This window comes from Roseomonas indoligenes (assembly GCF_017813365.1).
Classification (GTDB): domain Bacteria; phylum Pseudomonadota; class Alphaproteobacteria; order Acetobacterales; family Acetobacteraceae; genus Roseomonas; species Roseomonas indoligenes.
This window is the reverse complement of sequence record NZ_JAGIZA010000006.1, coordinates 78,209-102,449: the sequence shown is the minus strand read 5'-3', so window position 1 is coordinate 102,449 and position 24,241 is coordinate 78,209. Positions and strand designations below refer to the sequence as shown.

21 protein-coding genes are annotated in these 24,241 nt (G+C 71.7%); 7 read left to right on the top strand and 14 right to left on the bottom strand.

Annotation, left to right across the window (positions count from 1 at the left end):
* Positions 1-48: 48 nt before the first annotated feature.
* From J5Y10_RS12085 to J5Y10_RS12070, 4 genes are all read right to left on the bottom strand, one after another.
* Positions 49-1,059 (bottom strand): TAXI family TRAP transporter solute-binding subunit, encoded by a 1,011-nt coding sequence (locus J5Y10_RS12085; RefSeq protein WP_209373874.1) that lies wholly within the window; start codon positions 1,057-1,059, stop codon positions 49-51.
* 14 nt (positions 1,060-1,073) lie between these two features.
* Positions 1,074-2,690 (bottom strand): hypothetical protein, encoded by a 1,617-nt coding sequence (locus J5Y10_RS12080; RefSeq protein ID WP_209373873.1) that lies wholly within the window; start codon positions 2,688-2,690, stop codon positions 1,074-1,076.
* Positions 2,691-3,122: 432 nt separating this feature from the next.
* Positions 3,123-4,034 (bottom strand): hypothetical protein, encoded by a 912-nt coding sequence (locus J5Y10_RS12075; protein ID WP_209373872.1) that lies wholly within the window; start codon positions 4,032-4,034, stop codon positions 3,123-3,125.
* Between the two features lie 118 nt (positions 4,035-4,152).
* Positions 4,153-5,478, bottom strand: coding sequence for an MFS transporter (locus J5Y10_RS12070; RefSeq protein WP_209373871.1), 1,326 nt, complete (start codon positions 5,476-5,478; stop codon positions 4,153-4,155).
* 208 nt (positions 5,479-5,686) lie between these two features.
* Between J5Y10_RS12070 and J5Y10_RS12065 the strand changes: the two genes are divergently transcribed.
* Entirely contained in the window at positions 5,687-6,319 is a 633-nt protein-coding gene (locus tag J5Y10_RS12065; RefSeq protein ID WP_209373870.1) for a LysE family translocator, read from the top strand.
* Between the two features lie 3 nt (positions 6,320-6,322).
* On the opposite strand, the gene J5Y10_RS12060 is transcribed toward J5Y10_RS12065, so the two are convergent.
* From J5Y10_RS12060 to J5Y10_RS12040, 5 genes are all read right to left on the bottom strand, one after another.
* Positions 6,323-7,492, bottom strand: coding sequence for a glutathionylspermidine synthase family protein (locus tag J5Y10_RS12060; RefSeq protein WP_209373869.1), 1,170 nt, complete (start codon positions 7,490-7,492; stop codon positions 6,323-6,325).
* Positions 7,489-8,190, bottom strand: a complete 702-nt coding sequence (locus J5Y10_RS12055; protein ID WP_209373868.1) for a DUF1190 domain-containing protein — start codon at positions 8,188-8,190, stop codon at positions 7,489-7,491. The genes J5Y10_RS12060 and J5Y10_RS12055 overlap by 4 nt, the downstream gene beginning before the upstream one ends.
* Positions 8,191-8,288: 98 nt before the next feature.
* The gene (locus J5Y10_RS12050) at positions 8,289-9,260 is read right to left on the bottom strand and encodes a Bug family tripartite tricarboxylate transporter substrate binding protein (protein WP_209373866.1); all 972 of its coding nucleotides are present in this window, start codon (positions 9,258-9,260) and stop codon (positions 8,289-8,291) included.
* Between the two features lie 181 nt (positions 9,261-9,441).
* Entirely contained in the window at positions 9,442-9,750 is a 309-nt protein-coding gene (locus tag J5Y10_RS12045) for an EscF/YscF/HrpA family type III secretion system needle major subunit (protein WP_209373864.1), read from the bottom strand.
* 123 nt (positions 9,751-9,873) lie between these two features.
* Positions 9,874-11,721, bottom strand: a complete 1,848-nt coding sequence (locus J5Y10_RS12040; RefSeq protein WP_209373862.1) for an FUSC family protein — start codon at positions 11,719-11,721, stop codon at positions 9,874-9,876.
* 151 nt (positions 11,722-11,872) lie between these two features.
* On the opposite strand from J5Y10_RS12040, the gene J5Y10_RS12035 reads away from it, so the two are divergent.
* Positions 11,873-12,619 carry an SDR family NAD(P)-dependent oxidoreductase gene (locus J5Y10_RS12035; protein ID WP_209373860.1) on the top strand — a complete coding sequence of 249 codons (747 nt, stop codon included), beginning with the start codon at positions 11,873-11,875 and terminating at the stop codon, positions 12,617-12,619.
* Between the two features lie 4 nt (positions 12,620-12,623).
* Here the strand turns inward: J5Y10_RS12035 and J5Y10_RS12030 are convergent, their stop codons facing one another.
* Positions 12,624-13,613 carry a tripartite tricarboxylate transporter substrate-binding protein gene (locus J5Y10_RS12030; protein WP_245214612.1) on the bottom strand — a complete coding sequence of 330 codons (990 nt, stop codon included), beginning with the start codon at positions 13,611-13,613 and terminating at the stop codon, positions 12,624-12,626.
* Between the two features lie 60 nt (positions 13,614-13,673).
* A complete protein-coding gene (locus tag J5Y10_RS12025; RefSeq protein ID WP_209373858.1) occupies positions 13,674-15,497 on the bottom strand; it encodes an aminopeptidase P family protein in 1,824 nt (607 codons plus the stop codon).
* A 129-nt stretch (positions 15,498-15,626) separates the two neighbouring features.
* On the opposite strand from J5Y10_RS12025, the gene J5Y10_RS12020 reads away from it, so the two are divergent.
* Together J5Y10_RS12020 and J5Y10_RS12015 are read left to right on the top strand one after the other, a co-directional pair.
* On the top strand, positions 15,627-15,983 hold the full coding sequence (locus J5Y10_RS12020; protein ID WP_245214611.1) for a DUF1127 domain-containing protein: 357 nt from the start codon (positions 15,627-15,629) through the stop codon (positions 15,981-15,983).
* Between the two features lie 221 nt (positions 15,984-16,204).
* Positions 16,205-16,831 (top strand): L,D-transpeptidase family protein, encoded by a 627-nt coding sequence (locus J5Y10_RS12015; RefSeq protein ID WP_245214610.1) that lies wholly within the window; start codon positions 16,205-16,207, stop codon positions 16,829-16,831.
* A gap of 4 nt (positions 16,832-16,835) precedes the next feature.
* Here J5Y10_RS12015 and J5Y10_RS12010 read toward each other — a convergent pair whose 3' ends face one another.
* Both J5Y10_RS12010 and J5Y10_RS12005 read right to left on the bottom strand, forming a co-directional pair.
* Entirely contained in the window at positions 16,836-17,741 is a 906-nt protein-coding gene (locus J5Y10_RS12010) for a 50S ribosomal protein L11 methyltransferase (RefSeq protein ID WP_209373856.1), read from the bottom strand.
* Positions 17,741-19,972 (bottom strand): ATP-dependent helicase, encoded by a 2,232-nt coding sequence (locus J5Y10_RS12005; RefSeq protein ID WP_209373854.1) that lies wholly within the window; start codon positions 19,970-19,972, stop codon positions 17,741-17,743. Before J5Y10_RS12005 ends, J5Y10_RS12010 begins: the two co-directional genes overlap by 1 nt.
* A 71-nt stretch (positions 19,973-20,043) precedes the next feature.
* Here J5Y10_RS12005 and J5Y10_RS12000 point away from each other — a divergent pair, with 71 nt between their 5' ends.
* The 3 genes from J5Y10_RS12000 (at position 20,044) to J5Y10_RS11990 (ending at position 22,752) form a co-directional block, all read left to right on the top strand.
* A complete protein-coding gene (locus tag J5Y10_RS12000) occupies positions 20,044-20,979 on the top strand; it encodes a hypothetical protein (protein ID WP_209373852.1) in 936 nt (311 codons plus the stop codon).
* Positions 20,980-21,154: 175 nt separating this feature from the next.
* On the top strand, positions 21,155-21,976 hold the full coding sequence (locus J5Y10_RS11995) for an MlaA family lipoprotein (RefSeq protein ID WP_209373851.1): 822 nt from the start codon (positions 21,155-21,157) through the stop codon (positions 21,974-21,976).
* Positions 21,977-22,125: 149 nt separating this feature from the next.
* Complete coding sequence (locus tag J5Y10_RS11990) at positions 22,126-22,752, top strand: MlaC/ttg2D family ABC transporter substrate-binding protein (protein ID WP_209373850.1); 627 nt, start codon at positions 22,126-22,128, stop codon at positions 22,750-22,752.
* 249 nt (positions 22,753-23,001) lie between these two features.
* Here the strand turns inward: J5Y10_RS11990 and J5Y10_RS11985 are convergent, their stop codons facing one another.
* Positions 23,002-24,180: a M20 aminoacylase family protein gene (locus J5Y10_RS11985; RefSeq protein ID WP_209373849.1), complete on the bottom strand. Its 1,179-nt coding sequence runs from the start codon at positions 24,178-24,180 to the stop codon at positions 23,002-23,004.
* Positions 24,181-24,241: the final 61 nt, after the last annotated feature.

The following is a 24,241-nucleotide window of genomic DNA, read 5'->3' as shown; positions in this document are numbered from 1 at the left end:
GGGCCGGGCAGGACCTCCCGCCTGGCCCAGGACGGGCTGCCGCCGTGCCTAGCGTCTGTATGCCGGCGGGGGCGGTTCCCGCGTGGGGTCGAAGCGCACCCATCCCGGCACCTGGGCTTCCAGGTTCACCTCGCGCCATTTCGGGTGGCGCGGCGGGCGCAGGAAGCTCTCGAAGCGGCTGCGGAACGCCTCGACGAAGCCTGCCACCTTGCGGAATCGCTCCGTTCCCGGCGCCCAGTTATAGGCCGCCATCACGGCACCGACCGCGAGCGTCTCCATCCCCGCCCCTTCGGGGATAAGGCCGGGATACTCCTGGTGTCCCAGCCGCGCGGGCAGGTAGGTCTCGATCAGCGCGGGCGTCATCGGCAGGCGGAGAAAGTGCAGCCCGGATCCGGCGGCGATGCCGGAGAAGAGCCGGGCCGGCTTTCCCGCCACATAGACCAGCGCCGCGATCTCGCCCCGCCGAAGCCGGTCCAGGGCGACGTCCTGGGGATCGTTGACCAGCTTCGGCGCGATGCCGAGCGCATCGAAGATGAGGGACGCCGTCATCGAGGTGCCGCTTCCCGGCACGTCCACGTTCACCGGCCGGTCGGCCAGGTCCTGCAGGCTCTCCACCTCGGCGCGGGCAAGGACATGCACCTCCTCGTCGTAGAGCTTGGCGATGTACTGCACCATCTGGCCCACGCCCGGCAGCAGGCGACGGCTGCGCACATAGGCGAGCGCGTCCGACTGCACGATGCCGATGTCGATCCCGCGCACGAACATGATGTCCGCGATGTTCTGCACGGAGCCGCGCCCGATGATGGGCAGGACGCGCAGGCGCTCCCCATCGTCCAGCACGGCGGCAAGGTCGGCCGCGATGCGGATATAGGTCCCGTCCACGCCGCCCGCGACGATGCCGACCGTGCCGGCATTCGCACGCGCCGTCATGGCGGCCAGGCCCGTGCCCTGCGGCACCGGCGGAGCCGCGCCCTGCCCCGATGCGGGCAGCGACCGGAAGGTGGCCAGCGCGGCCCCCCCAAGCAGCAAGCCGCGCCGCGCCATGCCCGTGAGGTCCATCCCCCGCTTCTCCCTTATCGTGCCCTGGCCTGCATCTCGAGACGCTCAAGAGGCCCGGCCGCGTCGGCGCTGCCCAGCGCCACGGCCCGGCGGTACCAGGTGATCGCGGTGTCCCGCTCCGGGCGGAGCCCGCGCACGCCCAGTTCCCCGAGAACGGCAGGATCGTAGGTGCGGGCCATGGCCACCGCCGCGGCGCCGCTCCCCGCGGCCGCCGCCCGCTCGTAGAAGAGCCGCGCTGCCGAAACGTCGCCCAGGCCCAGGAGCGCATCGCCCCGCCGCAACAGCAGCTGGAGCAGGGCCGGCTCTGATCCCGGTGGCGGGGCGGGTTCCGCACGCGCCACGGGCTGGATTGGCCGCTCGCCCGGTGTCTCAGCCGTAACCGTCTCGTCGGGACGCGACGTCGCCGCAGGGGCGGGCGGCAGGGCGGGCACGACGATGTCGTCCGGCAGCGCCAGCCCGGCCGCCTGCGGTGGGGAGGGCGCGAGGACCGGGCCCTGCGGCGCCGGCGGCCTGTCCGGCTCCGGCCAGGGCGCCAAGGCCAGCACCGGGACCGTCGGGAGGTGGAGCGTTGCCTGAATCGGCAGATCGGCTTCGGCGTGCGAGGCCAGGGCTGGCAGGCCGGGTGGTGGTTCCGGGACCGGCGGCAGCATCGGCGCCGGAACCTCCGGAGGGGCGACCACCATCGTCACTTCGGAAGCGGGCTCTACCCTCTCCACCAGCGGGCCGGCGGGCTGCGGCGCCACGGATTCCAGCGGCGGCAGGGGACGCGGCGGCGGGACGGCCAGCGCCGCCAGCAGCGGCGGATCCGGAAGGACCACCTCGGGCTCCGGCCCGGCATCCATCCCCTTCACCTCGCCGGTGGCGTCATCGGTCAGACGGAGCTCCGCCTGTGCAGGCAAGGCGCCTTCCCTCGGGACTTCGCCGCCCCGCGTCTCATCCCGAACTGGCGGTGGCGCTTCCACGGCCAGTGGCTTCATTGGGTCTGGAAGTGGCTGCCCGGTGCCCAGGGCGGCCACGGCAACAACACCCTCCGGCTCCGGCGACCGGAGCCAGGGAAGCATCGCCAGGATCGCGACGCCGGCGAGAACGGGCAGGACGAGAAGGTAGGAACGCCGGCGGCGCGGGGCAGCGGGTGCGACCGTGCCACGATCCTCAACTTCGGATGGTTCGTCCGTGGTGCAGGCTTCCAGGCTGGGCAACCCGACCGGCACGGGCGCTGGTGTCGATTCGAGTTCCGGTTCCGGTTCCCGCGCGAGGATGCTGCGGGCACGGTCCATCCAGTCCGTGCCGTGCTCGGCCAAGGGCGGTTCAAGCGCGAAGGCGGAGTCCAGGATGATCGTCAGCCGCCAGAGATCCATCGGTGCGAGTGAGCGGTACACGACCGGCGGCACCGGCTGGCGCGGGTAACGAGACCAGTGAAGATGGCGGAACTGTTCGGCGGCGTCCGGCCGCTCGTCGGAAGCGAGGTCCAACAGCGCCACGCCGTAGTCTCGGTGCAGCAGCGCGCAGTAGAGGCCTCGCGATGGTGCCCCACCCTCGCCGGCCAAGCAGGCGGGGAGAAGAACATCGCTGCTCCAGGCCTCGAGCAGAGGATCAGGGCGCACCTCGTCGCGAAGGCTGTGGGAACTCATCCCCGGCGTTCCATCCCGGCCGGCCGGCCTCCATCCACCGGGGCACTCCCCGTACAGATCGCAGAAGCAGGACGGCACCATTGCCCATGCAAAAAAGGATCAGATTGCACTGACAGCTCAGCCTACTGCGCGCTGACGCGACACCGCAAACACGCGCGCAACCCGCGATGGGACCACGGTTCCAGACGTTGATGACCTCAGGTTGAGATCCATGGAATTCGGTGAACCAGACGCGTGGACGGAGCACCTTGCTGCAGCTCCGCGGGCGGAACTTGCAAAAAAGGCAAATTGAAATGTCAGTCCGGAACGGCTTCTCACCCCCAACCGGGCGGACGCGCGAGAGACGGAGAGGCGGATTCGAAGGACCACGACACTCCCCTTCCGTGGGGTTACGGAACGCTTACGGACAGGCCCCGTGGCGGGAGGATCTCGTCACCGGCCGGGCTCCGCCTCGATCCTGGCGAAGGCAATCAGGTCGTCCTCCGCAGGGCGCTGCACGGCGGGATGGGCGGCCTCGGCGCCGGCCGGCGGGGCGGGCCAGAGGCGCGTCTGCATGACGCGCGTGGTGAACCCGGCCTCCGCGAAGGCCGCCCGGAACTGGGACAGGCCGAGGCGGTTCACGTAGAGGCCGCTGCGGGCCACCAGCGGCCCTTCCCAGAACCGGGGCGCGAAGCGGCGCGTGTTGAGGGCGCCGCCGATATGGTCGTGGAAGTCCACGGCATGCACGCCCAGTGAGACGGGCGCGGAGACACGACGGAGAGCGGCCAGCAGGCCGGCCAGCGCGTCCCGCCGCACATGCTCCAGCACCACGTCCGACAGCACCAGTTCCACGGCGCCATCCGGGATGGTGGCGAGCGCATCCGTGCCGCCGATCAGGTAGTGCGCGTCGCAGGCGGCCAGCGCGGCGCCCCGGTCTGCGGCACCGGAGAGGTCCGGCGCGGGCAGGCCGGCCGCGCGGGCCATTGCGGCGGCGGCTGCGTAGGGCGCGGCCTCGCGCGGGGCGTCCTCCTCCACATCGGCGAACCAGACGGGGCCGCAGCCCAGGGCGGCGTAGGTGGCAGCGCGCGTGACCAGCCGGCCCGGGCCGAGCTCCAGCACGCCGCGCGGCGGGCGGCCGTGCAGGGCGGCGAAGCGGGCCACGTGGTCGGCCGGTTCCCGCACCAGGCGGGTTTCGGCATCGGCGACGAAGCTGTGGCGGTTCACCCCGGCGCGGCGCAGAGCACCGGCGGGCAGCCGCAGCGCCGCGATGGCCAGCTTGAGCGCCAGCTTCGCCCTCCAGGGCAGGCGGCTGCCCGCCGCATAGCCGGGCGGCACCACGGTCCGATGCGGCTGATGGTCCTGCATGGGTCTCCTTGCGGCCGCCCTTCTCCACGGGGCGGGGGAGGCGCGCAAGCCATGGCCCGAACAACGGAAGGGCCGGAGCCTTTCGGCCCCGGCCCCTTGGTCTCTGGCGAAAGGCAGGTCAGCGCAGCGCGGGCTGGGCCTCGACGGGCGTCTCCAGCGCCGCCGCGCGGGCGGTGCGGGTGGCGTTCCACATCAGCGCGCCCATGCCGATCACGACCACTGCGGCAACGTAGTGCGCCGCCGCGTGCCGGTTGCCCGCCATCATCACGGAGACGAGCAGCGGCGTGATGCCGCCGAACACCGCATAGGCCACGTTGTAGGAGAAGGAGACGCCGGTGAAGCGCGTGGCCGCCGGGAAGGCGTTGACCATGACATAGGGCACCACGGTGATGATGCCGACCGTGGCACCGGCCAGGGCGTAGAGCGGCAGCAGGTTCGCCGGGTTGGCCTCCACGCCGTAGTACAGGGCATAGGTGGCGGCGATGAGCGCCAGGCTGCCGATCATGCCAACGCGGAGCGCACCGAAGCGGTCCAGAAGCGCGCCCACTACGACGGCCATGACGGTCAGGGTAAAGGTGGCCGCGACATTCGCCTCCAGCGTCGTTGCCGGGGTCAGGGCGTGCAGCTTCTGGAACAGCGCGGGCGTCATCAGGATCACCACCACGATGGCGGCCGTCAGCATCCAGGTGACGAGCATGGAGACGATCACGGCGCTGCCCTGGCCGCGCAGCACCGCCTTCAGCGGCATCTCCCGGCTCTCCTCGCCGATGCGCGCGCGCATGGCCTCGAAGACCGGGGTCTCATGCAGCCAGCGGCGCAGGTACATCGCCACCAGCCCAAAGATGCCGCCGGTGATGAAGGGGATGCGCCAGGCCCAGTCCGCGACCTCGGCCGGGGTATAGGCGGTGTTGATGGCCGTCGCCATGAGCGAGCCCAGCAGGATGCCGCCGGTCAGGCCGCCGGTCAGCATGCCCGTGGCGACGCCCACGCGGTTGGCCGGCACGTGCTCCGACACGAAGACCCAGGCGCCCGGGGCCTCACCGCCGATGGCCGCACCCTGGAGGACGCGCATCAGCAGCAGCAGCAGCGGGGCGGCGATGCCGATGCTGGCATAGGTGGGCAGAAGGCCCATCACCAGCGTCGGCACGGCCATGAGGAAGACGGAGAAGGTGAAGACGCGCTTGCGGCCGAACAGGTCGCCGAAATGCGCCATGATGATGCCGCCGAGCGGACGGGCGAGGTAGCCCGCGGCGAAGATGCCGAAAGCCTGGATCTGCTGCAGCCAATCCGGCATCCCCGCAGGGAAGAAAAGCTTCGCGATGACCGTGGCGAAGAAGACGAAGATGATGAAGTCGTAGAACTCCAGCGCCCCGCCGAGGGAGGCAAGAAACAGGGTGCGGGCGTCCTGCCGGGTCAGTCGTCGGGTGGCGGTGGGAGTTTGCATCAAAGTCTTCCGTCAACTCAGGGGCGCCGGGCAGAAGCTTTCGCGCGGCAGGTCTGTCACGCAATATTGCGTCGCAACACGGGATCCACCATCACAGATACGGAAGCCGAGCCATGCCCATTCGGCGGAACCGGGCATCACGGGCGCTGATGTCGGGATTCAGGATTACTCGTTCGACGCAGGGCGTCGACGGCCTCAGCTTCCGGCCATGCCCGTCGATCCCGCCCTCCTCCTCGCCTGCACCCTGGCCGGCATCGTGGTCGTGCTCTCGCCGGGGCCGGACATGATGTTCGTGCTGGGCCAGACGCTGGCGGGCGGAAGGCGGCAGGGCTGGGCGGCCACGATCGGCATCTGGTGCGGGGCCATGGTGCACATCCTGCTGGCCGCGCTGGGCGTGGCCGCGCTGCTGGCGGCGGAGCCGGCGCTGTTCACGGGCCTGCGCTTGGCCGGCGGGGCCTATCTGCTGTGGCTGGGAGTGGGGTCGCTCCGCGCGGCCCTGGCGGGGGCGTCGGTCGTCCAGCCCGCCTCGGCCGCGCGGCGCGTGGTGCTGCAGGGCATGCTGACGAACCTGACCAATCCGAAGGTGGCGCTCTTCTTCCTCGCCTTCCTGCCGCAGTTCGTGGACGCCTCGCCCGGGCGGGCGCCGGAATGGGCGCAGATGCTGGTCCTCGGCCCAATCCTGCCGATCCTCTCCGTGCCGGTCTTCGCGCTGCTGATCGCCGGCGCCTCCGGCGCGGCAGCGCGCCTCTCCCACTCCGCCAGAGCGGTGCGTTGGCTGCACGGGACGGCGGGAGTGATCTTCCTCGGGCTAGGAACGCGGCTGGTGGCCGGGCGGGGCTGAGCCCTACCGGAACAGGTGCGGCAGGACCCGGCTGTTCTCCCGCACCACCGCCCCGCGCGCCTCGCGGAAGATGACGCCGCAGGCCCGGTCGGCGGCGATCCAGGATCCGATGACGCTGTTCCACCCCTCCTGGGCGTAGAGCGGTGCGCGGCGCTGGCTGATCACCGGCCCGTCGCCATAGGTGCCGCCCGTCATGCTCGTCACGGTACCGTCACGCCGGATGCGGATATTCGCGCCCTCCCTGCCGAGGGCGGGCTTTTCCACCCATTTCCCGGTGGCGGGCGCCGGGCCGTGATGGGCTTCCAGCAGGTTCGGATGGCCGGGGTTCAGCTCCCACAGCAGGGGCAGGATCGCCTTGTGGCTGAGGATCGCTTTCCAGGGCGGCTCAACCACGCCGGTGGTGTCGCGGCCGAAGAAGGGGCCGAACTCGTCGGTGGCGATCCATTCCCAGGGATAGAGCTTGTGGAGGAAGAGGATGCGGGTCTCCTCCTCGTCCCGGAACTCGCCAGCGGCGTCGTTCCAGCGGATCTCCGGGATGGGGATAGGGCGGGTGGGGATGCCGGCCTGCTCCGCCAGGTCGCGGAAATAGGTGGAGTGCGCCCACTCCTCCGGCGCATCGGGGAAGGCGGCGAAGTGCATGCCCCGGCCGTTCATGCGCGGCGCAAGGGCGCGGAAGCCCTCCAGCAGGGCCTCGTGGAGGGAGTTGAACTGGTCCGCGCCGGGCTGGGTCTCCTGCAGCCAGAACCACTGGGCCAGGGCCGTCTCGATCGCCAGCGTCGGCGTGTCGGCGTTGTACTCCAGCATCTTCGGCGGGCCGGCGGCGGGGTCCCAGGCCAGGTCCATGCGCCCCATCAGCGCGGGATCGCCGCGCAGCCATGAACGGGCGGCGTAGTCGGCGGCCCAGTCGGCCATGCCGAACTCCGCCACCAGGCGATGCGGCTCACGCCGCACCAAGTGGTCCACGGCCGCGAGGCAGAGGGCGTGCAGGGCGGCGGTGGCATCGTCCAGCCTGTCCACCTCGGCCTCGGTCAGCTCGTAGTGGTCGGCCTCATGCCACCAGAGGCCCCCTTCCCCACCCGGCACCGGTTCCCTGCCGTCGGAATGGTAGTCCAGGCCGATGGAGGAGAGACGGTCGCGCCAGTCCGGCCGTTCCCGGCCGGGCCGCCGGATCACGAGCCGCTGCTCGAATGCGCCGAGGCGGAGAAGCCCAGCCCGCCGGAGCGGCTGGCGGTGCGACCGCCATAGTAGGAGGAGGCGCTGGACGCCGTGTTGGCGCTGCGGGCCAGCATGGTGCCGCCCTCCGCCGTGGCGGAGGCCGCGCGGAAGCCGCCCCGGCCGGCAGCATCGCTGGTGCCGGCATAGCTGGTGCCGGAATACCAGTAGGCGCGGCCACCGCCGCCGGACGACCCGCGCGAGGACTGGTTTGCCGGCGGGCAGCCCGGCTGCTGGGTCGCGCCGGGCGGGCAGGCACCGGGCGGGGGTGCCGCGCCGGCATAGACGGGCATGGCGCCCCGCGTGCCGTCGGCCAGCAGCCGCCCGATCATCACCCCGGCCATGGCCGGGATGAAGACCGAGGCGGCGGTGGCCCCGGCCGACTTGGAGCCGCCGACGCTGGTGCAGTCCCCACCGGTCGCCTCCTGGCACTCCTGCGCCGAGGCGTAGTGGGGGGCGGTCCTGACGTGCTCGGCCTCGGCGCTCCGGAAGACGTTCGAGCACTCCGACGCCGCGTCGTCACCGAGGCGCTCGACACAGGCGGCCTCGGAGGTGAGCACGCCCTCCTCCTCCCCGTCGCCGCCGAGAATGGCGAAGGCCCCGGCGGTGATCCCGGCCCCGGCGACAAGGGTGAGAACAATCTGGCTGGAGCGTCTCATGCCGCACGGCATAGCCGTTCCTGACCCGAAAGTAATGCACCGGCGCCGCCGGGTAACCGGTTCGTGACAGACACCGTTCTGTCCTCCGGCGCGCCGGTTCAACGGGCCTTGCCCAGCACCTTTCCCCGAAGATCGTCCACGAAGCCGACGAACCAGCGGGTGAACTCCGCCGCCTCCGGCACGGAGCCGCCCACCGTCTCCAGCGAGAGGTCGGCCAGCCGGCCCTTCACGGCGGGGTTGGCGGCGGCACGGGCATAGGCGGCGTTCACCTGCCCCACGATCTCCGGCGAGGTGCCGCCCGGGGCCCAGAGGATGATGCCCATGTTGAAGCCGAGGTCGGGGAAGCCCGCCTCCGCGATCGTCGGCACCTCCGGCAACTGCGGCAGGCGCTGGGGGGACAGCGTGGCGAGCGCCTTCAGCTTGCCCGCCTGCACATGGGGCAGCAGCAGCGCCGAGGGCTGGACGAGGTAGGAGATGCGGCCCGCCAGCAGGTCCGAGGTGTAGTCGCCGCGATAGGGCACGTGGACTGCCTCGAAGCCCAGGCGCTGGGCGAGGCGGGCCCCGACGAGGTGGAAGACGGTGCCCGGACCGAAGGAGGCGTAGTTCAGCTCTCCCTGCCTGCGGCGCCCGGCCTCGGCGAGCTCCGCCACCGTGCTCACGCCGAGGGAGGGCGCGGCGACCACCAACCAGTGGTCCTTCGTGGCGCGGGAGACGGGGGTGAAATCCTTGAACGGGTCCAATGGCGGGCGGTCGGCCAGCAGGAAGGCGTGCACCACCGTGTCCGCGCCGCCGAGGAACAGGGTGTGGCCATCGGGCGCTGCGCGGGCGGCGGCCTCCGCGGCGATGATCCCGCCGGCACCGGGGCGGTTCTCTACCACCACGGGCTGGCCCAGCGCCTCCGCCATCGGGTCCGCCACGGCGCGGGCGGTGAGGTCGATGGTGCCGATTCCCGGTGCGACGCCGACGACGATGCGGATCGGGCGGGTGGCGAAGCCGCGTTGCGCGTGAACTGCGGGCGCGGCGAGGATCGCGGGCAGGGCCGCGGCGCGGAGGATGGTCCGCCTCTGCATGGTCGTTTCTCCCGGGGCGCCTTTGGCGGCGCCTCACGGGCGGGATGCTACAGTATTTCCGGATCAGCGGGACGCGTGTTCCGAACGGGCGAAGCCGTGCCGCTATCCGGCGGCGCCGAGGCGGATCGCCTGCCTTCGCGTGGACCGGAGACGCTCCGGGGAGCGCCGCGTCCGACGGTGATCAGCCGACCTTGTTCACGATGCCCTTAAGCGCGTCGCCCACCATCTTCAGCGTGGTCGATTGCAGTTCCGTGGCCATGGACCACTGCTGCGTCAGGTTCTGCAGCTTGATCATGTCCTCGGTGGAACCGGGGTCCATGGTCTGGGAGAAGGAGCGCAGCGAGGCCTCGGAGGTGGACATGGACTGCCCCATCGTGTCCGCGATCTGCTGGTAGTTGAAGCCGGTCCCCGAGATCCCGGAGCCGCCGCCCGTGACCTGGTCCAGCTGGTCCAACTCCAGCCGCTGCGGGCCTTCCTTCTCGTCCGACATCGGCGACTCCGAATAGCCGTGGTGGCCGTCCCGATCGATGGACGACCGGACTCCCCTAGCGGGTCCCGGGTTCCAGAAGCAACGATGAAGTTCAGGGGTGAACTCGCAGACTGGGCTCGCGCCTCAGGCCGCGACGAGGAGCCGGCTGGCGCGAAGCGCCGCAGCGGCGTCGCGCAGGGCGGGCTCGGCGGGGCCGGCGGCGGGGATCAGCGCTTCCAGGCGGGCGGCGGTGCCCTCAGGGTCCGCTCGCATCCCGGCGAGTGCGGCCAGGGCGCCACGGGCCGTGGCGTCCCCCTCGGCCTCGGCGGCATGCAGGCGCAAGATGGCCTCGCCAAGCCCGTAGGCGGCCACGGGGCTGGCGCCAGGCACGGGATCGGGGCCGATGGCGCGCTCGATCAGCAGGCCAAGGCGCAGCATGACGCGGCCGGACCGGCTGCGCGCCTCGGGCGACGCGCCGGGGCGGGCGGCCATGGCGGCCAGGGTCTCGCCCACGGCACGAGCCGCGCGGCGGGCGCGGCGAGGGGCACGGGACGGCAGCAGCAGGCCCGCCGCGGCGACCAGGGCGATGGCGAGGAGCAGGGCGGCGGAATCCGCCAGGATCACGGCCGGGTCCGTCACGGCCGGCAGCACGGCCTGGCTGGCGAGGAGGAAACACATGTTGGCGTCCAGCGCCGGTGCGGCCGTGCGGCGGCTGGTGCGCGCCAGGCCGCCGACGAGGAGGAAGGGCAGGACGGAGAGGATCAGCACCGGGACGGTCGCGACATGCGGCTGGACGAGGAAGCGGTAGAGCAGCGCCACGGCCACCCCAGCGGTGACGCCCGCCAGCATCGTCGGCGCCGCGGCCCGGGCGGAGGGCAGCGTGCCGAGGATCATGGAGAAGATGCAGACGCCGAGCGCCGTCAGCTCCGCCGGCGGCCAGCCTGAGAGGAGCGCGAGCGCGCCGGCGGCCGCCGTGGCGCCGCCGGCGACGAGGCCGGTCTCGGCCGCCAGCACCGGGTCGGCATGGGGGGCGAGGAGCGCGGCCTTAGGGCCGAAGGAGCGGGCATCGGCGGCGGCCGGCTCCCCGACGAAGGCGGCCTCCGCGCGCAGGAGACGGTGAAGCGGCTCGGCGAGGCGCGGGTGGAGCGAACCGGGCAGCGACTCGGCGCCGGGAGCGCCGATGGGCGTGCGGGCGAGACGTTCCAGCGCCTCGGCCATGGCGGTGTTCTCGGCGTGGCCGGGTCGTTCAGCGCCGAGCGACCCGGCCGCGGCCAGGGTGCCCAGGGCGGCGATGGCGAGGGCATCGACATGGTGCAGGCGGCGATAGCCCTCGATCGAACCGGCGGAGACGAGGCCGGCCTCCGCCTGGGCGCCGGCCAGCGCATGGATGAGCGGCCGTTCCCGCACCGCGACCTCCGGCGAGGAGAGGCCGCGCAACCGGTCGGCGGCGACGGAGAGCGTGTCCCGCGCCAGGGCACTGAGCCGGGCGTAGAAGGCGCGGCGCGGGGCATCCGGCGTCCAGAACCCGGTGACGAGGGTGACGGTAAGGACGCCGATCAGCGTGCACTCCACGCGGGCCACCGCCAGCGCGTTGGCGTGCTCCGGCCACAGGAGGGAGGGCAGGACGACGACGGCGGCCGTCATCCCCGCCATCAGCGCGCCGTATCCGTGCACGCCGCGCAGCATGCCCACCAGCGCCGCGCAGACGCCGACCCAGATCCCCAGCAGCGGAAGCATGAGGACGGGGTCGCCCGTCAGCCGCAGCAGCCCGAAGCCGGCGGCCGCCCCGACCAGGGTGCCGAGGATCCGGAAGACGGCGCGTTCCAGCAGCAGCCCGCGGGCGGATTGCGAGACCACCCAGACCGGCATCGCGGCCCAGTAGGCGTTGCCGACCTGCAGGAGCGAGGCAATAGCGAAGGCGAGGGCCGCCGCAAGTGCGAGGCGGAGGCCGTGGAGGAGGGCGGCGCGGTCCAGGCCGAGTGTCGCGAGCATCCCCGGTGCATAAGCCCGTGGCCGGCGCGGGCGAAGCGCGGGTTGCGCGCCCCTCCCCTGCCCCGATCCACGCCTCCGGCCGCCGCCGTGCCAAGCCGGGCGACGGGTGATAGGGTCGGGACTCGCAAGCAAGATGAGGGAACGCCGGGGAATGAACACCATCGCCCGCAGGACCGCGCTGATCACCGGCGCGGGGCGCAACATCGGCCGTGCGGTCGCGATCGGGCTGGCGGGCGACGGCTTCGATGTCGTCGTCAACGGCTCCTCCGACCGCGCGGCGGCGGACGCCGTGGCGGAGGAGGTGCGGGGCTTCGGCGTGCGGGCGCTGGTGGCCATGGGCGATGTCGGCCGGCGCGAGGAATGCGCGCGCATCGCCGCCGAGGCCTTGGCCGAGTTCGGCTCCGTGGACGTGCTGGTGAACAACGCCGCGCTGCGCCCTTCCAGACCCTTCCTGGAGATCACGCCGGAGGACTGGTGCCGCGTGATGGCGGTGGACCTGGAGGCCTCCGTCTGGCTTGCCCAGGCCGTGCTGCCGGGAATGGTGGAGCGGGGCTGGGGCCGCATCGTCGGCTTCACGGGGATGAACGCCATCCACGGCTATGCCGGCCGCGCGCCCGTCTCCGTCGCCAAGCACGGGCTTTGGGGGCTGACAAAGGCGCTGGCGAAGGAGTTCGGGCCGAAGGGGATCACGGTGAACGCCATCTCCCCCGGCCCGATCGCGGCGGACGACGACGAACCGGGCGTGCAGACCCACCGCCACGGCTACGTCTCGAAGGTGCCGGTGGGCCGCATGGGCACGCCGGCCGAGGTAGCGGCGGTGGTGAAGATGCTCGTCAGCGAGGGCGGCGGCTACGTCAACGGCCAGATGCTCGCGGTGAATGGCGGGGCGGAGACCTGATGCCCTAGTTCACGCCCGCGGCGGAGGCCGCGAGCAGCGGCTTCCAGCGCGCGATCTCGGCGCGCCAGAAGGCCTGCGCGGCCGCGGGCGCCGTGCGCTCGTCGCGGGCGGGAAGGCTGCCGAGCTCCATCATGCGCTGCTGCACGTTCGCGTCGCGCAGGGCCGAGAGCAGCGCGCGGTTCAGCCGCGCCACCACCGGGCGCGGCGTGCCGGCGGGGGCGAAGAGCATGTTCCAGCCGGACATCCGCATCGCCGGAAGCCCCGCCTCCCCCGTGGTCGGCACATCCGGCAGGGCGGCGGCGCGGGCGGGGGTGGTGATGGCATAGGCGCGCACGGTGCCGGCGCGGATGTGCTCCGCGTTGTTCGTCGTCTGGTCGCAGCCCATGTCGAGATTCCCCGCCATGAGGTCGTTCATGACGAGCGCGTTGCCGCGATAGGGAACGAGCGTCACCGGCGTGCCCACGGTTGAGAGCAGCAACAGGCTGCACAGGTGGCTGGTGGAGCCAACGCCCGCATTGCCGAGGTTCAGGCGCATCCCCTCCCGCCGGATCAGGGCGGCGAGTTCCGCGAGGTTCGCCGCCGGCAGGTCACGGCGCGCGATGACGGCCATTGGCACCTCGTTCACCATCCCGATCGCCTCCAGCGCCAGAGGGTCGAAAGCGAGGTTCGGCAGGAGGGTCGGGATCGTCGCCTGGGCGAGGCTGCCGAAAAGGATGGTGTGGCCATCCGCGCGGGCCGCCGCCACGCGGCCCTGCCCCATGGAGCCGCCGGCACCCCCGGCATTCTCCACGACCACGGGCTGGCCGAGATCCGCGCCGAGCGCGGGCGCGATCAGGCGGGCAATGACGTCGGCCGGGCCGCCCGGCGCGAAGCCGACGACCATGGTGACGGGACGCGCGGGGAAGGCAGGTGCCTCCTGCGCCCGCGCGCCGTGCACGAGGAGTGCGGCGAGCAGGCCGCCCAGGGCCATCCTGAAAAGGGCCGTCCTGAACATCGTTCGCCTCCCGGTCTTTTCCGGGAGGCTCGCAGCATCACCCCTTCCGGGGAAGGGTTTTCACAGCGGGGCGCAGGCGGCGCGCAGCCATTCCATCGTCGGGCCGTCCAGGGTGGGGCCGACCTCCACGAGGATGCGGGCGTGATAGGCGTCCAGCCAGGCGCGCTCCGTGCGGTCCAGCGCGCCGGCATCGATCAGCTCGCGGTCGAAGGGGGCCAGGGTCAGGGTCTCGAAATGCAGCCAGCGGCGCGGTCCCTGCGCGGCGGCGACGGGGCGCACGAGCAGCAGGTTCTCCAGCCGGATGCCGTAGGCGCCGGGCAGGTAGAAGCCCGGCTCGTCGGAGAGAATCATTCCCTCCTGCAGCGGGATGTTGGCGGCGCTGCGGGAGAAGGCGGCAGGGCCTTCATGCACGGAGAGGAAGGCGCCGACGCCGTGGCCGGTGCCGTGGTCGTAGTCCAGCCCGGCCTCCCACAGCGGCCGGCGGGCGATGGCGTCCAGGTGCGGTCCGGCCACGCCCTCCGGGAAGCGGGTGGCGGCCAGGGCGATCATGCCGCGCAGCACCAGCGTGTAGCGGGTGCGGAGTTCCGCCGGCGGCAGGCCGGGGCCGGTCCAGAGGGTGCGCGTGATATCCGTGGTGCCGTCCAGGTACTGGGCGCCGCTATCGAGCAGGAAGGGCTCGTCGGGGTGGATCGTGCGGTTGCTCGCCTCCGTGGCGCGGTAGTGGATGACGGCGCCGTGCTCCCCCGCGCCGGCGATGGCGGGGAAGGATTCGGCGCGGAATCGGTCCTCCATCCGGCGGAAGGCGAGGAGCTGGTCGGCGGCGGCGATCTCCGTCAGCTCGCCATGCCGGGCCTCCCTCGCGAACCAGGCGAGGAAGCGGATCATCGCCCGCGCGTCGCGGCGGTGGGCGGCGCGGGCGCCGGTGCGCTCCGCTTCCGTCTTGCAGGCGCGGGGAAGGCGGATGGGGTCGGCGCCGGAGGAGATGTCGGCGCCGGCCTCCTTCAGCACCTGGCCGAACCAGGCGGGCGTCGCCTCCGGGTCCAGCCGGACGGTCTTGCCCTTCAGTGCGGCAAGCGCCGCGGGCAGGGTGTCGCGCGGCTGGATGGAGACGGCGTTGCCCAGGGCCTCGCGCAGCGCCGGGCCGGCCTTGGCGGGGTCCATGAACAGGGTGACAGCTCCCTCCGCGTCCAGGATGGCGAAGGCAAGGGCGAGCGGCGTGTGGTCCAGGTCGCCGCCGCGCATGTTCAGCAGCCAGGCGACGGAATGGGCATCGGCGAGCACCACCGCGTCCTGCCCGGCCTCCTTCAGGGCGGCGGCGATCCCACCGCGCTTCTCGGCGGAGGAGCGGCCGGCGAATTCCTCCGGCCAGGGCTCGGCCGGCGCCGTGGGGGCGCTGGGGCGATCGGTCCAGATCGCGTCCAGCGGATTGGCGGGCAGCGGGACGAGCTCGGCGCCCGAGGCGGCGAGGCGGTCCAGCGCGGCCTGGGGGTGCAGCCAGGGGTCGTAGCCGATCCGCTTGCCGGCGGCATGCGCCTTCAGCCAGGCGGCCGGAGGCTCCTCGATCAGGTGCCGGCGCTCCCAGAGCGTGGGATCGGTCTGCTGGGCGACCTGGGTGGTGTAGCGGCCATCGGTGAAGACCACGGCGCGGTCCGGCAGGACGATCGCGAGGCCGGCGGACCCGGTGAAGCCGGTGAGCCAGGCGAGGCGCTCCCCGGAAGGAGGGACGTATTCGCCGAGGAACTCGTCGGCCCGGGGAATGATGAATCCGTCCACCCCGGCGCGCGCAATCTCAAAACGGAGGTCCGTAAGACGCTTTTGCGGCAGGTTTGTCACCAGATCGTTAACCACAGCATGTTTCCCCAGATTTCTATGCGTCTGACGCATGGCTCAGCCACATGAACAACGCGCCATTTGCCTGCTTCCCGAGCGCATATTGCCTTCACCGAAGGCAACCCAAGGACGGGCCGCAAGGGCGGCCTGCCGGTTGGTGCCACCGATCAACGGACGACAATCATGAACCCCCGCATCTCCCAGGTGCAGAATCCCGCGCCGATGATGCCCTACCCGGCCAACATGCGTCAGCTGAGCGAAGTCGAGCTTCTGCGCCAGGCCAACGAGGCCCGCAACGCGGCCGTGCTATCCGGGCTGCAGCGCCTGCTCGCCGGCTTCGCGGGCTGGATGCAGCGCCGTCGGGCCGAGGCCGAGCTGCTCGCTCTCACGGACCGCGAGTTGTCCGATATCGGCCTGACCCGCTCCGACATTCCCTTCGTGCTCGCCGGGCAGGCGCCCGCGCGCGGCGTGGAGGCCCCGATCGCCGTGGCGACGCCGGCCGCCGCGAATGACCGCTTCCGGAAGCACGCCGCCGCCTGACGGCCGCTTCCATCGAGTACCGGGGCGGCGAGTTCCCCCAAACCTCTTCGCCGTTCCGATGCCCGGCCCGCCTGGCGCCGCCTCCCCCCTCGAGGCGCCATGGCGGGCCGGTGCTGTTTTGGGCCTCTCCCGACAGCGATGTGATCCGGAAGCACCGTGAGGCGGATCTAGCCTCGTGGGGTGCGACGCCCGATGGTGTCGCCGGAAGACGGGGGTGTCGCATGGAGTGCCGCACGACGCGCGAGGAACGGGCCTCCCCGGTGCTGGGGCGGCGCCCGCTGCTGCTCTCTGGGGCCGGTGCGGCGGGGTTTGCCATTCCCGTCCGCCCACGGGCGGGGACGATGCTGGAGCGATTGGTCGTGCCGGATCGCGGACGGCTGCTCGCCGGGGATGTCGCCCTTCGCTGCGCCATCGGCGCGGCCGGCGCCCGGGCCGAGAAGCGGGAGGGGGACAAGGCCTCTCCTGCCGGGTTGTTCCCGCTGCGCGAGGTGCTCTACCGGCCCGACCGCCTGCCGCCGGTGCAGACCGCCCTGCCCTGCCGCGCGCTGCGGCCCAGCGACGGGTGGTGCGACGATCCGGCGCGGCCGGAATACAATCGCCCGGTCACGCTCCCCTTCAACGGCAGCCACGAGGAGCTGTGGCGGGAGGACGGACTCTACGACGTGATCGCGGTGATCGGATACAACGACGCGCCGCCCGTGCCGGGGCTGGGCAGCGCCATCTTCCTGCATGTGGCCGCCCCGGACTGGGGGCCGACCCTCGGCTGCGTCTCGATCGAGCGGCCGGCGCTGGTGGAGTTGCTGGGCCGCTGCGGGCCGGGCACGACAGTCGAGATCGCGCCCTGCTGATCCGTCAGCCCGGCTTGCGCAGCACCAGCGTCGTCCAGGGGCCGATGTTCAGGCGGCGCTCCAGCACCAGCCCGCCGCGGCGATGCGCGGCCAGCACCCAGTTCGCCTGCTTGCCGAGAAGCCCCGCGAGGATCGCCGTGCCGCCCGGGCGCAGGTGGCGCGCCATGTCGCCCGCCATGGCGCAGAGCGGCCGGGCCAGGATGTTGGCGAAGACGAGGTCGTAGCTCCCCTTCGAGACGGCGGGGTTCTTCCAGCCATCGGCGAGGATGGAGTGGACCAGCGTCTTCAGACCGTTCATCGCGGCGTTCTGGTTCGCCACGCGGACCGACCAGGGCTCGATATCCGTCGCCAGCACGCGGCGATGGAGGGCGGAGGCGGCGGCCATGGCGAGGATGCCGGAGCCGGCGCCGAGGTCCAGCATCCGCAGCCGGTCCTTCGGCAACCCCTTCATGCGCCGCGCCACGCCCTCGAGAGCCATGAGGCAGCCCTGGGTCGAGGCGTGCTCGCCGGAACCGAAGGCGATGCCGGCATCCAGCTTCAGCACCGTGCGGCTCCAGAGCTTGCGGTCCGGCAGGTGGGTGGGGCGGATCACCACGCGGCCGCCGATGGCCTGCTCCGGGAAGGACTGGGCGGTGCGGGCAAGCCAGCCCTCCGACTCCACCGGCGCGCGCTGGGGCGTCAGGTCCAGGCCGGTCGTCAGCGATGCCAGGGCGAGGGCGGCAGTGAGGTCATCCTCCTTCGTCCCCTCCTCCCGCACGCCCTCCACGCGCCAGGTGTCGGTCTCCTCGTTAAGGAACAGGGCGACGCTGCGGCAGGCGCGCTCGAAGGCGGCTTCCACGGCGGGAACAGCCTCCTCCGGGAGGTCCTCAATCCAGACGGTCTCAAGGTTCTGCGGGTGGTGCCGCGACATCAGGCCTTCTCCACGAAGCTGTCGAGGACGCGCTTCGTGCCCGCCTTCTCGAAATCGACTTCCAGGCGGTTGTCCTCAACCGCCGTTACTCGCCCATAGCCGAACTTCTGATGGAAGACGCGCTGACCGACCCGCATGGCATCCGCGCGCGCAGGACGTTCCTTCACCTCCCAGGCGCCGGCCTCGATCACGCGCGGGCGGTAGGAGGAGATGCCGCCGCCGGAGAAGACGCTCGGCGCGTCCGCCAACCGCGCGCGCTGGGCGCCGCCGCCGCCCTCGCGCTCGATCTGGTCCGCCGGCAGCTCGTCCAGGAAACGGGAGGGGATGGCGGCGGACCAGTTGCCGTAGACCCGGCGGTTCGCGGCATGGCTGATCACCGCCATCTTCCGCGCGCGGGTGATGCCGACATAGGCCAGGCGCCGCTCCTCCTCCAGCGACTTGGTGCCGCCCTCGTCCAGGGCGCGCTGGTGGGGAAAGAGCCCCTCCTCCCAGCCCGGCAGGAAGACGAGGTCGAATTCCAGGCCTTTGGCGGCGTGCAGCGTCATGAGGGAGACGCGCTCGGTGTCCGCGTTCTCGTCGTTCTCCATGACGAGCGCGACGTGCTCGAGGAAGCCTTCGAGCGTGGGGAACTCGCCGATGGCGCGGACCAGCTCCTTCAGGTTCTCCAGCCGGCCCGGCGCCTCGGCCGACTTGTCCTGCTTCCACATCTCCGTGTAGCCGGATTCGTCGAGCATGGTGGCCACCGCCACCACGTGCCCGTCCTTCTGCATCAGCGCGCGCCAGCGGGCGAAGCCGTCGAACAGCTCGCGCATCGCGGCGCGAGGCTTGGCGCGCAGCGCCTCCGTGCGGGAGAGCCGCTCGGCGGCGATGGCCAGCGGGATGGACTGTTCCCGCGCGCCCATGTGCATCTGCTGCAACGCGCCGTCGCCGATGCCGCGCTTCGGGGTGTTCACGATGCGCTCGAAGGCCAAGTCGTCGCTCGGCTGGTGCATCACGCGCATGTACGCCATCGCGTCGCGGATCTCCGCGCGCTCATAGAATTTCAGGCCGCCGACGACGCGGTAGGGAATGCCGAGCGTGATCAGCCGCTCCTCGAACGAACGCGTCTGGAAGCCGGCGCGCACGAGGATGGCGGTCTCGGCGAGCGACACGCCCTTGCGCTGCGCCTGCTCGATCCGCTCGCCGACCATGCGGGCCTCCTCCTCCGAGTCCCAGAGGGAGACGACGCGGACCTTCTCGCCCTCCGCGTCGTTGCGGCCGGAGCGGAGGGTCTTGCCCAGCCGCCCCTCGTTCTTCGCGATCAGATGCGCGGCGGTGGCGAGGATGGGCTTGGTGGAGCGGTAGTTGGACTCCAGCCGCACGATGCGGGCGCCGGGGAAGTCCTTCTCGAAGCGCAGGATGTTCTCCACCTCCGCGCCGCGCCAGGAATAGATGGACTGGTCGTCGTCGCCCACGCAGCAGATGTTGTGGTGGCCCTGCGCCAGCAGGCGGAGCCACAGGTACTGCACGGTGTTCGTGTCCTGGTACTCGTCCACAAGGATGTAGCGGAACATGCGGTTGTACTGCGCCAGTACGTCCGGCTGGGTGCGCAGGATCTCCGTCATGTGCAGCATCAGGTCACCGAAATCGGCGGTGTTCAGGTCCTTCAGGCGGGACTGATAGGCTTCGTAAATCGAGCGGGCCTTGTTGTTGGCGTAGTCGCTGTCCTCGGCGGGGGAGACGCGGGCCGGTGTCAGGCCGCGGTCCTTCCAGCGCTGGATCACCGCCATCATGCCCTGGGCGGGCCAGCGCTTGATGTCCACCACGGCGGCGTCCATCACCTGCTTCAGCAGGCGCATCTGGTCGTCCGTGTCCAGAATGGTGAAGGAGGAGGTCAGGCCGACATATTCCGCGTGCCGCCGCAGCATGCGCGCGCAGAGGGCATGGAAGGTGCCGAGCCACAGCCCTTCCGCCGGGCGGCCAAGGATGACGGAGACGCGCTCCCGCATCTCTTTCGCCGCCTTGTTGGTGAAGGTGACGGCCAGCACCTGGTTGGGGAAGGCGCGGCGGGTCATCAGGATGTGGGCGAAGCGGGTGGTCAGCACCCGCGTCTTGCCCGTGCCGGCGCCGGCCAGGACCAGCAGCGGGCCGTCCACCGTCTCCACCGCCTCGCGCTGCTCGGGGTTGAGCTTGGCGAGGTAGTCAGTCCCTGATTCGGGGAAGGGTGCGGGGGGTTGGGCTGGCGGGAACACGGGGGCGGCTATAGAACGGGACGCGAACCCGCGCCACCAGAAGAGGCCGGGGCCGTGATGGGAACCGCCGCTTGCCGCTTCGCCTCTGCCTGGAATGGTGTGCCCGGCAGGGGGGGGTGCTTCTAGCGGCGGGGATCGTGGTGGGGTTGCTGACGCCACCCCTGGCCGCGGCGCTGCGGGACTGGGTGGGGCCGGTAGTCGCCTGCCTCACCACGCTCGTTCTCCTGCGGATCGACCCAGCGCAGGTGCTCTCCTACCTTCGGCGTCCCGTGCTGGTCGCGGCGCTGCTCGCCTGGATCCTGCTGGCCTGCCCGGTGCTGGCCCATGCGGCGGCATGGGCCATGGGGCTTCACGGATCCCTGGCCGCGGGGCTGGTGATCATGGCCACGGGCTGCTCGGCCATTTCCTCGCCCGCCTTTGCGCGGATGGTGGGGCTGGACGGCGAACTTTCCCTGGTCGTCGCCGTGCTCGCCACCCTGCTGGTGCCTTTCACTGCCCCGCCCCTGGCGTTGGGGCTGCTGGGAATCGACCTTTCCATCTCGATCGGCGCGCTGATGGGGCGTCTGGCGCTGCTGGTGGCGCTGCCGCTCGCGATCTCCCTGCTCATCCGGCGCGTGGTACGGCCGTCCGTGCTGGACCGCTGGGGCCGGGCCGTGGACGGGACCGTGGTGCTGCTGGTCGTGCTCTACGGCTTCGGGATCATGGACGGGGTGCTGGCGCGGCTGCTCGCGGCGCCGGGCTTCGTGCTGGGCGGGCTGGCCCTGGCCTTCGCGGGGTCCTTCGGGCTGAACGCGGCCACGGCCCTGGCCTTCCGGCCTGCGGGGCAGAGGGTGGCGCTCTCGGCCGGGCTTCTCTCGGGGAACCGGAACATGGCGCTCTACTTCGCGGTGCTGCCGGCGGCGACGGATCCTCTGATCCTGCTCTTCTTCGCCCTGTGCCAGTTCCCGCTCTTCTTCAGCCCCTTCCTGCTGCGCCCGGTCTATCGGCGGTTGCGGTTGGAGGGCTGAGGCGGGCCGCGTCCCAGGGTCACCTCGCCCCCGGTCAGGACCGGCGTGGGCCGGAGAGGCCTGGGATCCGCAGATCACGCGAGGTTGCGCCCCCCGAGGCGCCGGCAAACTGAACCGGGCAGTTCACTTGCCATGCTGCAGGTGCTACGTGGAACGTGAACCGAGCCCTGGAATCATGCGCCCCTCTCTCCTGCCCCGCCTGGCACCGGCCGCCCTCGCCCTGGTGTTGACCGGCGCCGCCCTGTCCGGCTGCGCCACGCGCCCCCCAGCCGATGACCGCGAGGCGCAGGAAGAGTTCCGCGCCACCAACGATCCGATCGAGCCCTGGAACCGCGCGATGTACGACGTGCACCAGGCCATCGACACGGCCGTGCTGCGCCCGGTGGCCGTGGGCTACCGCGCCGTGCTGCCGCAGCCCGTCCGCACCGGCATCTCCAACTTCCTGAGCAACCTGCGCAGCCCCGTCGTGGCGATGAACGACGCCCTGCAGGGCGAGACGCAGCGCTTCGGGGAGACGCTGGGACGCTTCCTGCTGAATTCCACCCTCGGCGTCGGCGGCTTCATCGACGTGGCCCGGGATTTCGGCCTGCCCCCGCACACGGAGGATTTCGGTCAGACCTTCGCGGTGGCCGGGGTGGAGGAAGGGCCCTACCTCTTCATCCCCATCCTCGGCCCCAGCAATCCGCGCGACCTGCTGGGCTTCGGCGTCGGCATCGCGGCCGATCCCCTCACCTGGCTCACCTTCGGCCACCCGGACGCGATGGACATCGCCAACTACGCCCGGGCCGGGGTGACGGTGGTGAGCACGCGGGAAGGCCTGCTGGACGCGCTGGACGACGTGCAGCGCAGCAGCCTGGACCCCTATGCCACGCTCCGAAGCGCCTATCGCCAGCAGCGGGCGCGGGAGATCGCCAATACCCCTGGCGCCACCCCCGCCGCGCCGCAGGGGCTGGGCACCGGCCTGCCGGACAGCACGCCCCGCTCCCCGCAGCCCTGAGCCGCGCCCCCGGGGGGCGGCGAAAGGGAACGGAACACGCCCCCCGGCGTTCAGGGGACGTTGAGGCGGCAACGCCAGCAAACCATCTGCGAGCGGGCCGCCCGAAAGGGCCGGCCCGTGCCGCATAGCAGAACGAGACCTCGGACGAGATGATCGCACGACGCACCCTCCTGGCCGCCGGCGCCGCGCTGGCGATGGCGCGGGCCTTCCCCGCCTCCGCCCAGCCGGTGGACACGGCCCGCGCGGCGGCCTTCATCCAGGCCACGGGCCAGGAACTGGTCGCTGCCATCAACGGCCGTGGCGCCGTTGCCCAGCGCCGCGACCAAGTGGCCGCCATCCTGCGCCGTGCGGTGGACGTGGAGGGGGTGGGCCGCTTCATTCTTGGCCGCTACCTGCGCCAGGCCACCCCGGACGAGCAGGCCCAGTACATGCGTCTGTTCGAGGAGGTGCTGATCCGCAACCTCTCCGCCCGCTTCGGCGAGTATCAGGGGGTGCGCTTCTCCCTCGGCCGCAGCCAGCAGCGCACGGAGGACGACGCGCTGGTGAACACGGTGGTGGAGCGGCCGAACGCCGCCCCCGTCTCCCTGGACTGGCGCGTGAGCGAAGTGGGCGGGCAGCCCCGGATCGTGGACCTGATCGCGGAGGGCACCTCCCTGCGCCTGACCACCCGCAGCGAGTACGCCTCGGTCATTGGCCGTAACGGCGGCCGCGTCTCCGCCCTGCTGGACGCCATGCGGCAGCAGGTGGCGCAGCTCTCCTCCCGCGAAGGGGGCTGATCCCGGATCGGCAGTCCTAGGGGGCTCCGTCCCCTGGGCCTGAACCGGGCTGCCGCGGAACTGGCCCGATCTGCCAGCTTCCATACGTCTGTCCCGAGCCTGCTTCTGCAGTGGCCTCGGCGCACGGAGGCGAGGCGCATGGTCCGTCAGATCGGCCCAGCGCCCAGCAGAAGGTGTTGGTGAGGGGTGCGGGGAGAGGAAGGACACGTTCTTCCTCTACCCGTGGCGCACGCGCGGTGCAGGAAAGGCTCAGCCCTGCGCCAGTTCCCGCTGCACCAGCCGAACCAGCGTGCTGGCCCCGATCGGCAGCAGGTCGTCGTTGAAGTCGTAGCGGCCGTTGTGCACCGGGGTGCTGGTGTGCTCATCGGCCCCGGCCTGGCCGAGCAGGATGAAGGCGCCCGGCGCCTCGTGCAGCATGTAGGCGAAGTCTTCCCCGGCAGTGAGGGAAGGCAGGTCCGCCTTGATGCTCCCCGCCCCCACCACGTCGGCTACCGCTTCCGCCGCCAGGGCAGCCTGGGCGGGCGTGTTGATGGTGGGCGGGTAGGAGTAGTTGTGCTCCAGCTCCAGCCGCACGCCGTGGGCCTTCGCGGTGTTCTCCACTATCTCGCGGAACAGCGCGGCGAGGCGGTCATGCGTTTCGGGGAGGAGGGTGCGGATGGTGCCGCGCATCTCCACCACCTCCGGCAGCACGATGTCCGAAGTGCCGGCGTGGAACTGGCCGACGCTCACCACGGCCGTGTCGTGCGGCGAGGTGCGGCGGGAAACGAGGGTCTGGAGGGCGTTGTAGATCTGCACGGCGCAGGGCAACGGGTCCAGGCCGTTCTGCGGCTCCGCGCCGTGGCTGCTCTTCCCGATCAGGCGGATGACGAAGTAATCCACCGCAGCGAGCACCGTGCCCGGGCGGACGGCGACGGTGCCGAGCGGCATGCTGGGATGGTTGTGCAGGCCGTAGACCGTGTCGCTGGGGAAGCGGGTGAAGAGCCCGTCCTTCACCATGGAGAGGGCACCGGTCAGCCCTTCCTCGGCGGGCTGGAAGATGAAGTGGACGGTCCCCGGGAAGTCCCGCGTGGCGGCCAGATGCTTCGCCGCGCCCAGCAGCATGGTGGTGTGGCCGTCATGCCCGCAGGCATGCATGGCGTTGGGGGTCGTGCTGCGGTGGGCAAAGTCGTTCAGCTCCGGCATGGGCAGGGCGTCCATGTCGGCGCGCAGGCCGATGGCGCGGTTGCCCGGGCGGTTGCCGCGCAGCACGCCGACGACGCCGGTCTTTCCGAGGCCGCGATGGACCTCGATGCCCCAGGATTCCAGCTTCTCCGCCACGATGCCGGAGGTGCGGACCTCCTCGTAGCCGATCTCGGGATGGGCGTGGAAATCGCGGCGCCACGCCGTCATCTCCTCATGCAGGGCGTCGATCTCGGGCAGGGTCGGCATGGGGTAATCCTTCGCAGCTGCGGGAAGGATGCTGCGGTCGGCGGCCGTGATCAACGGTTGC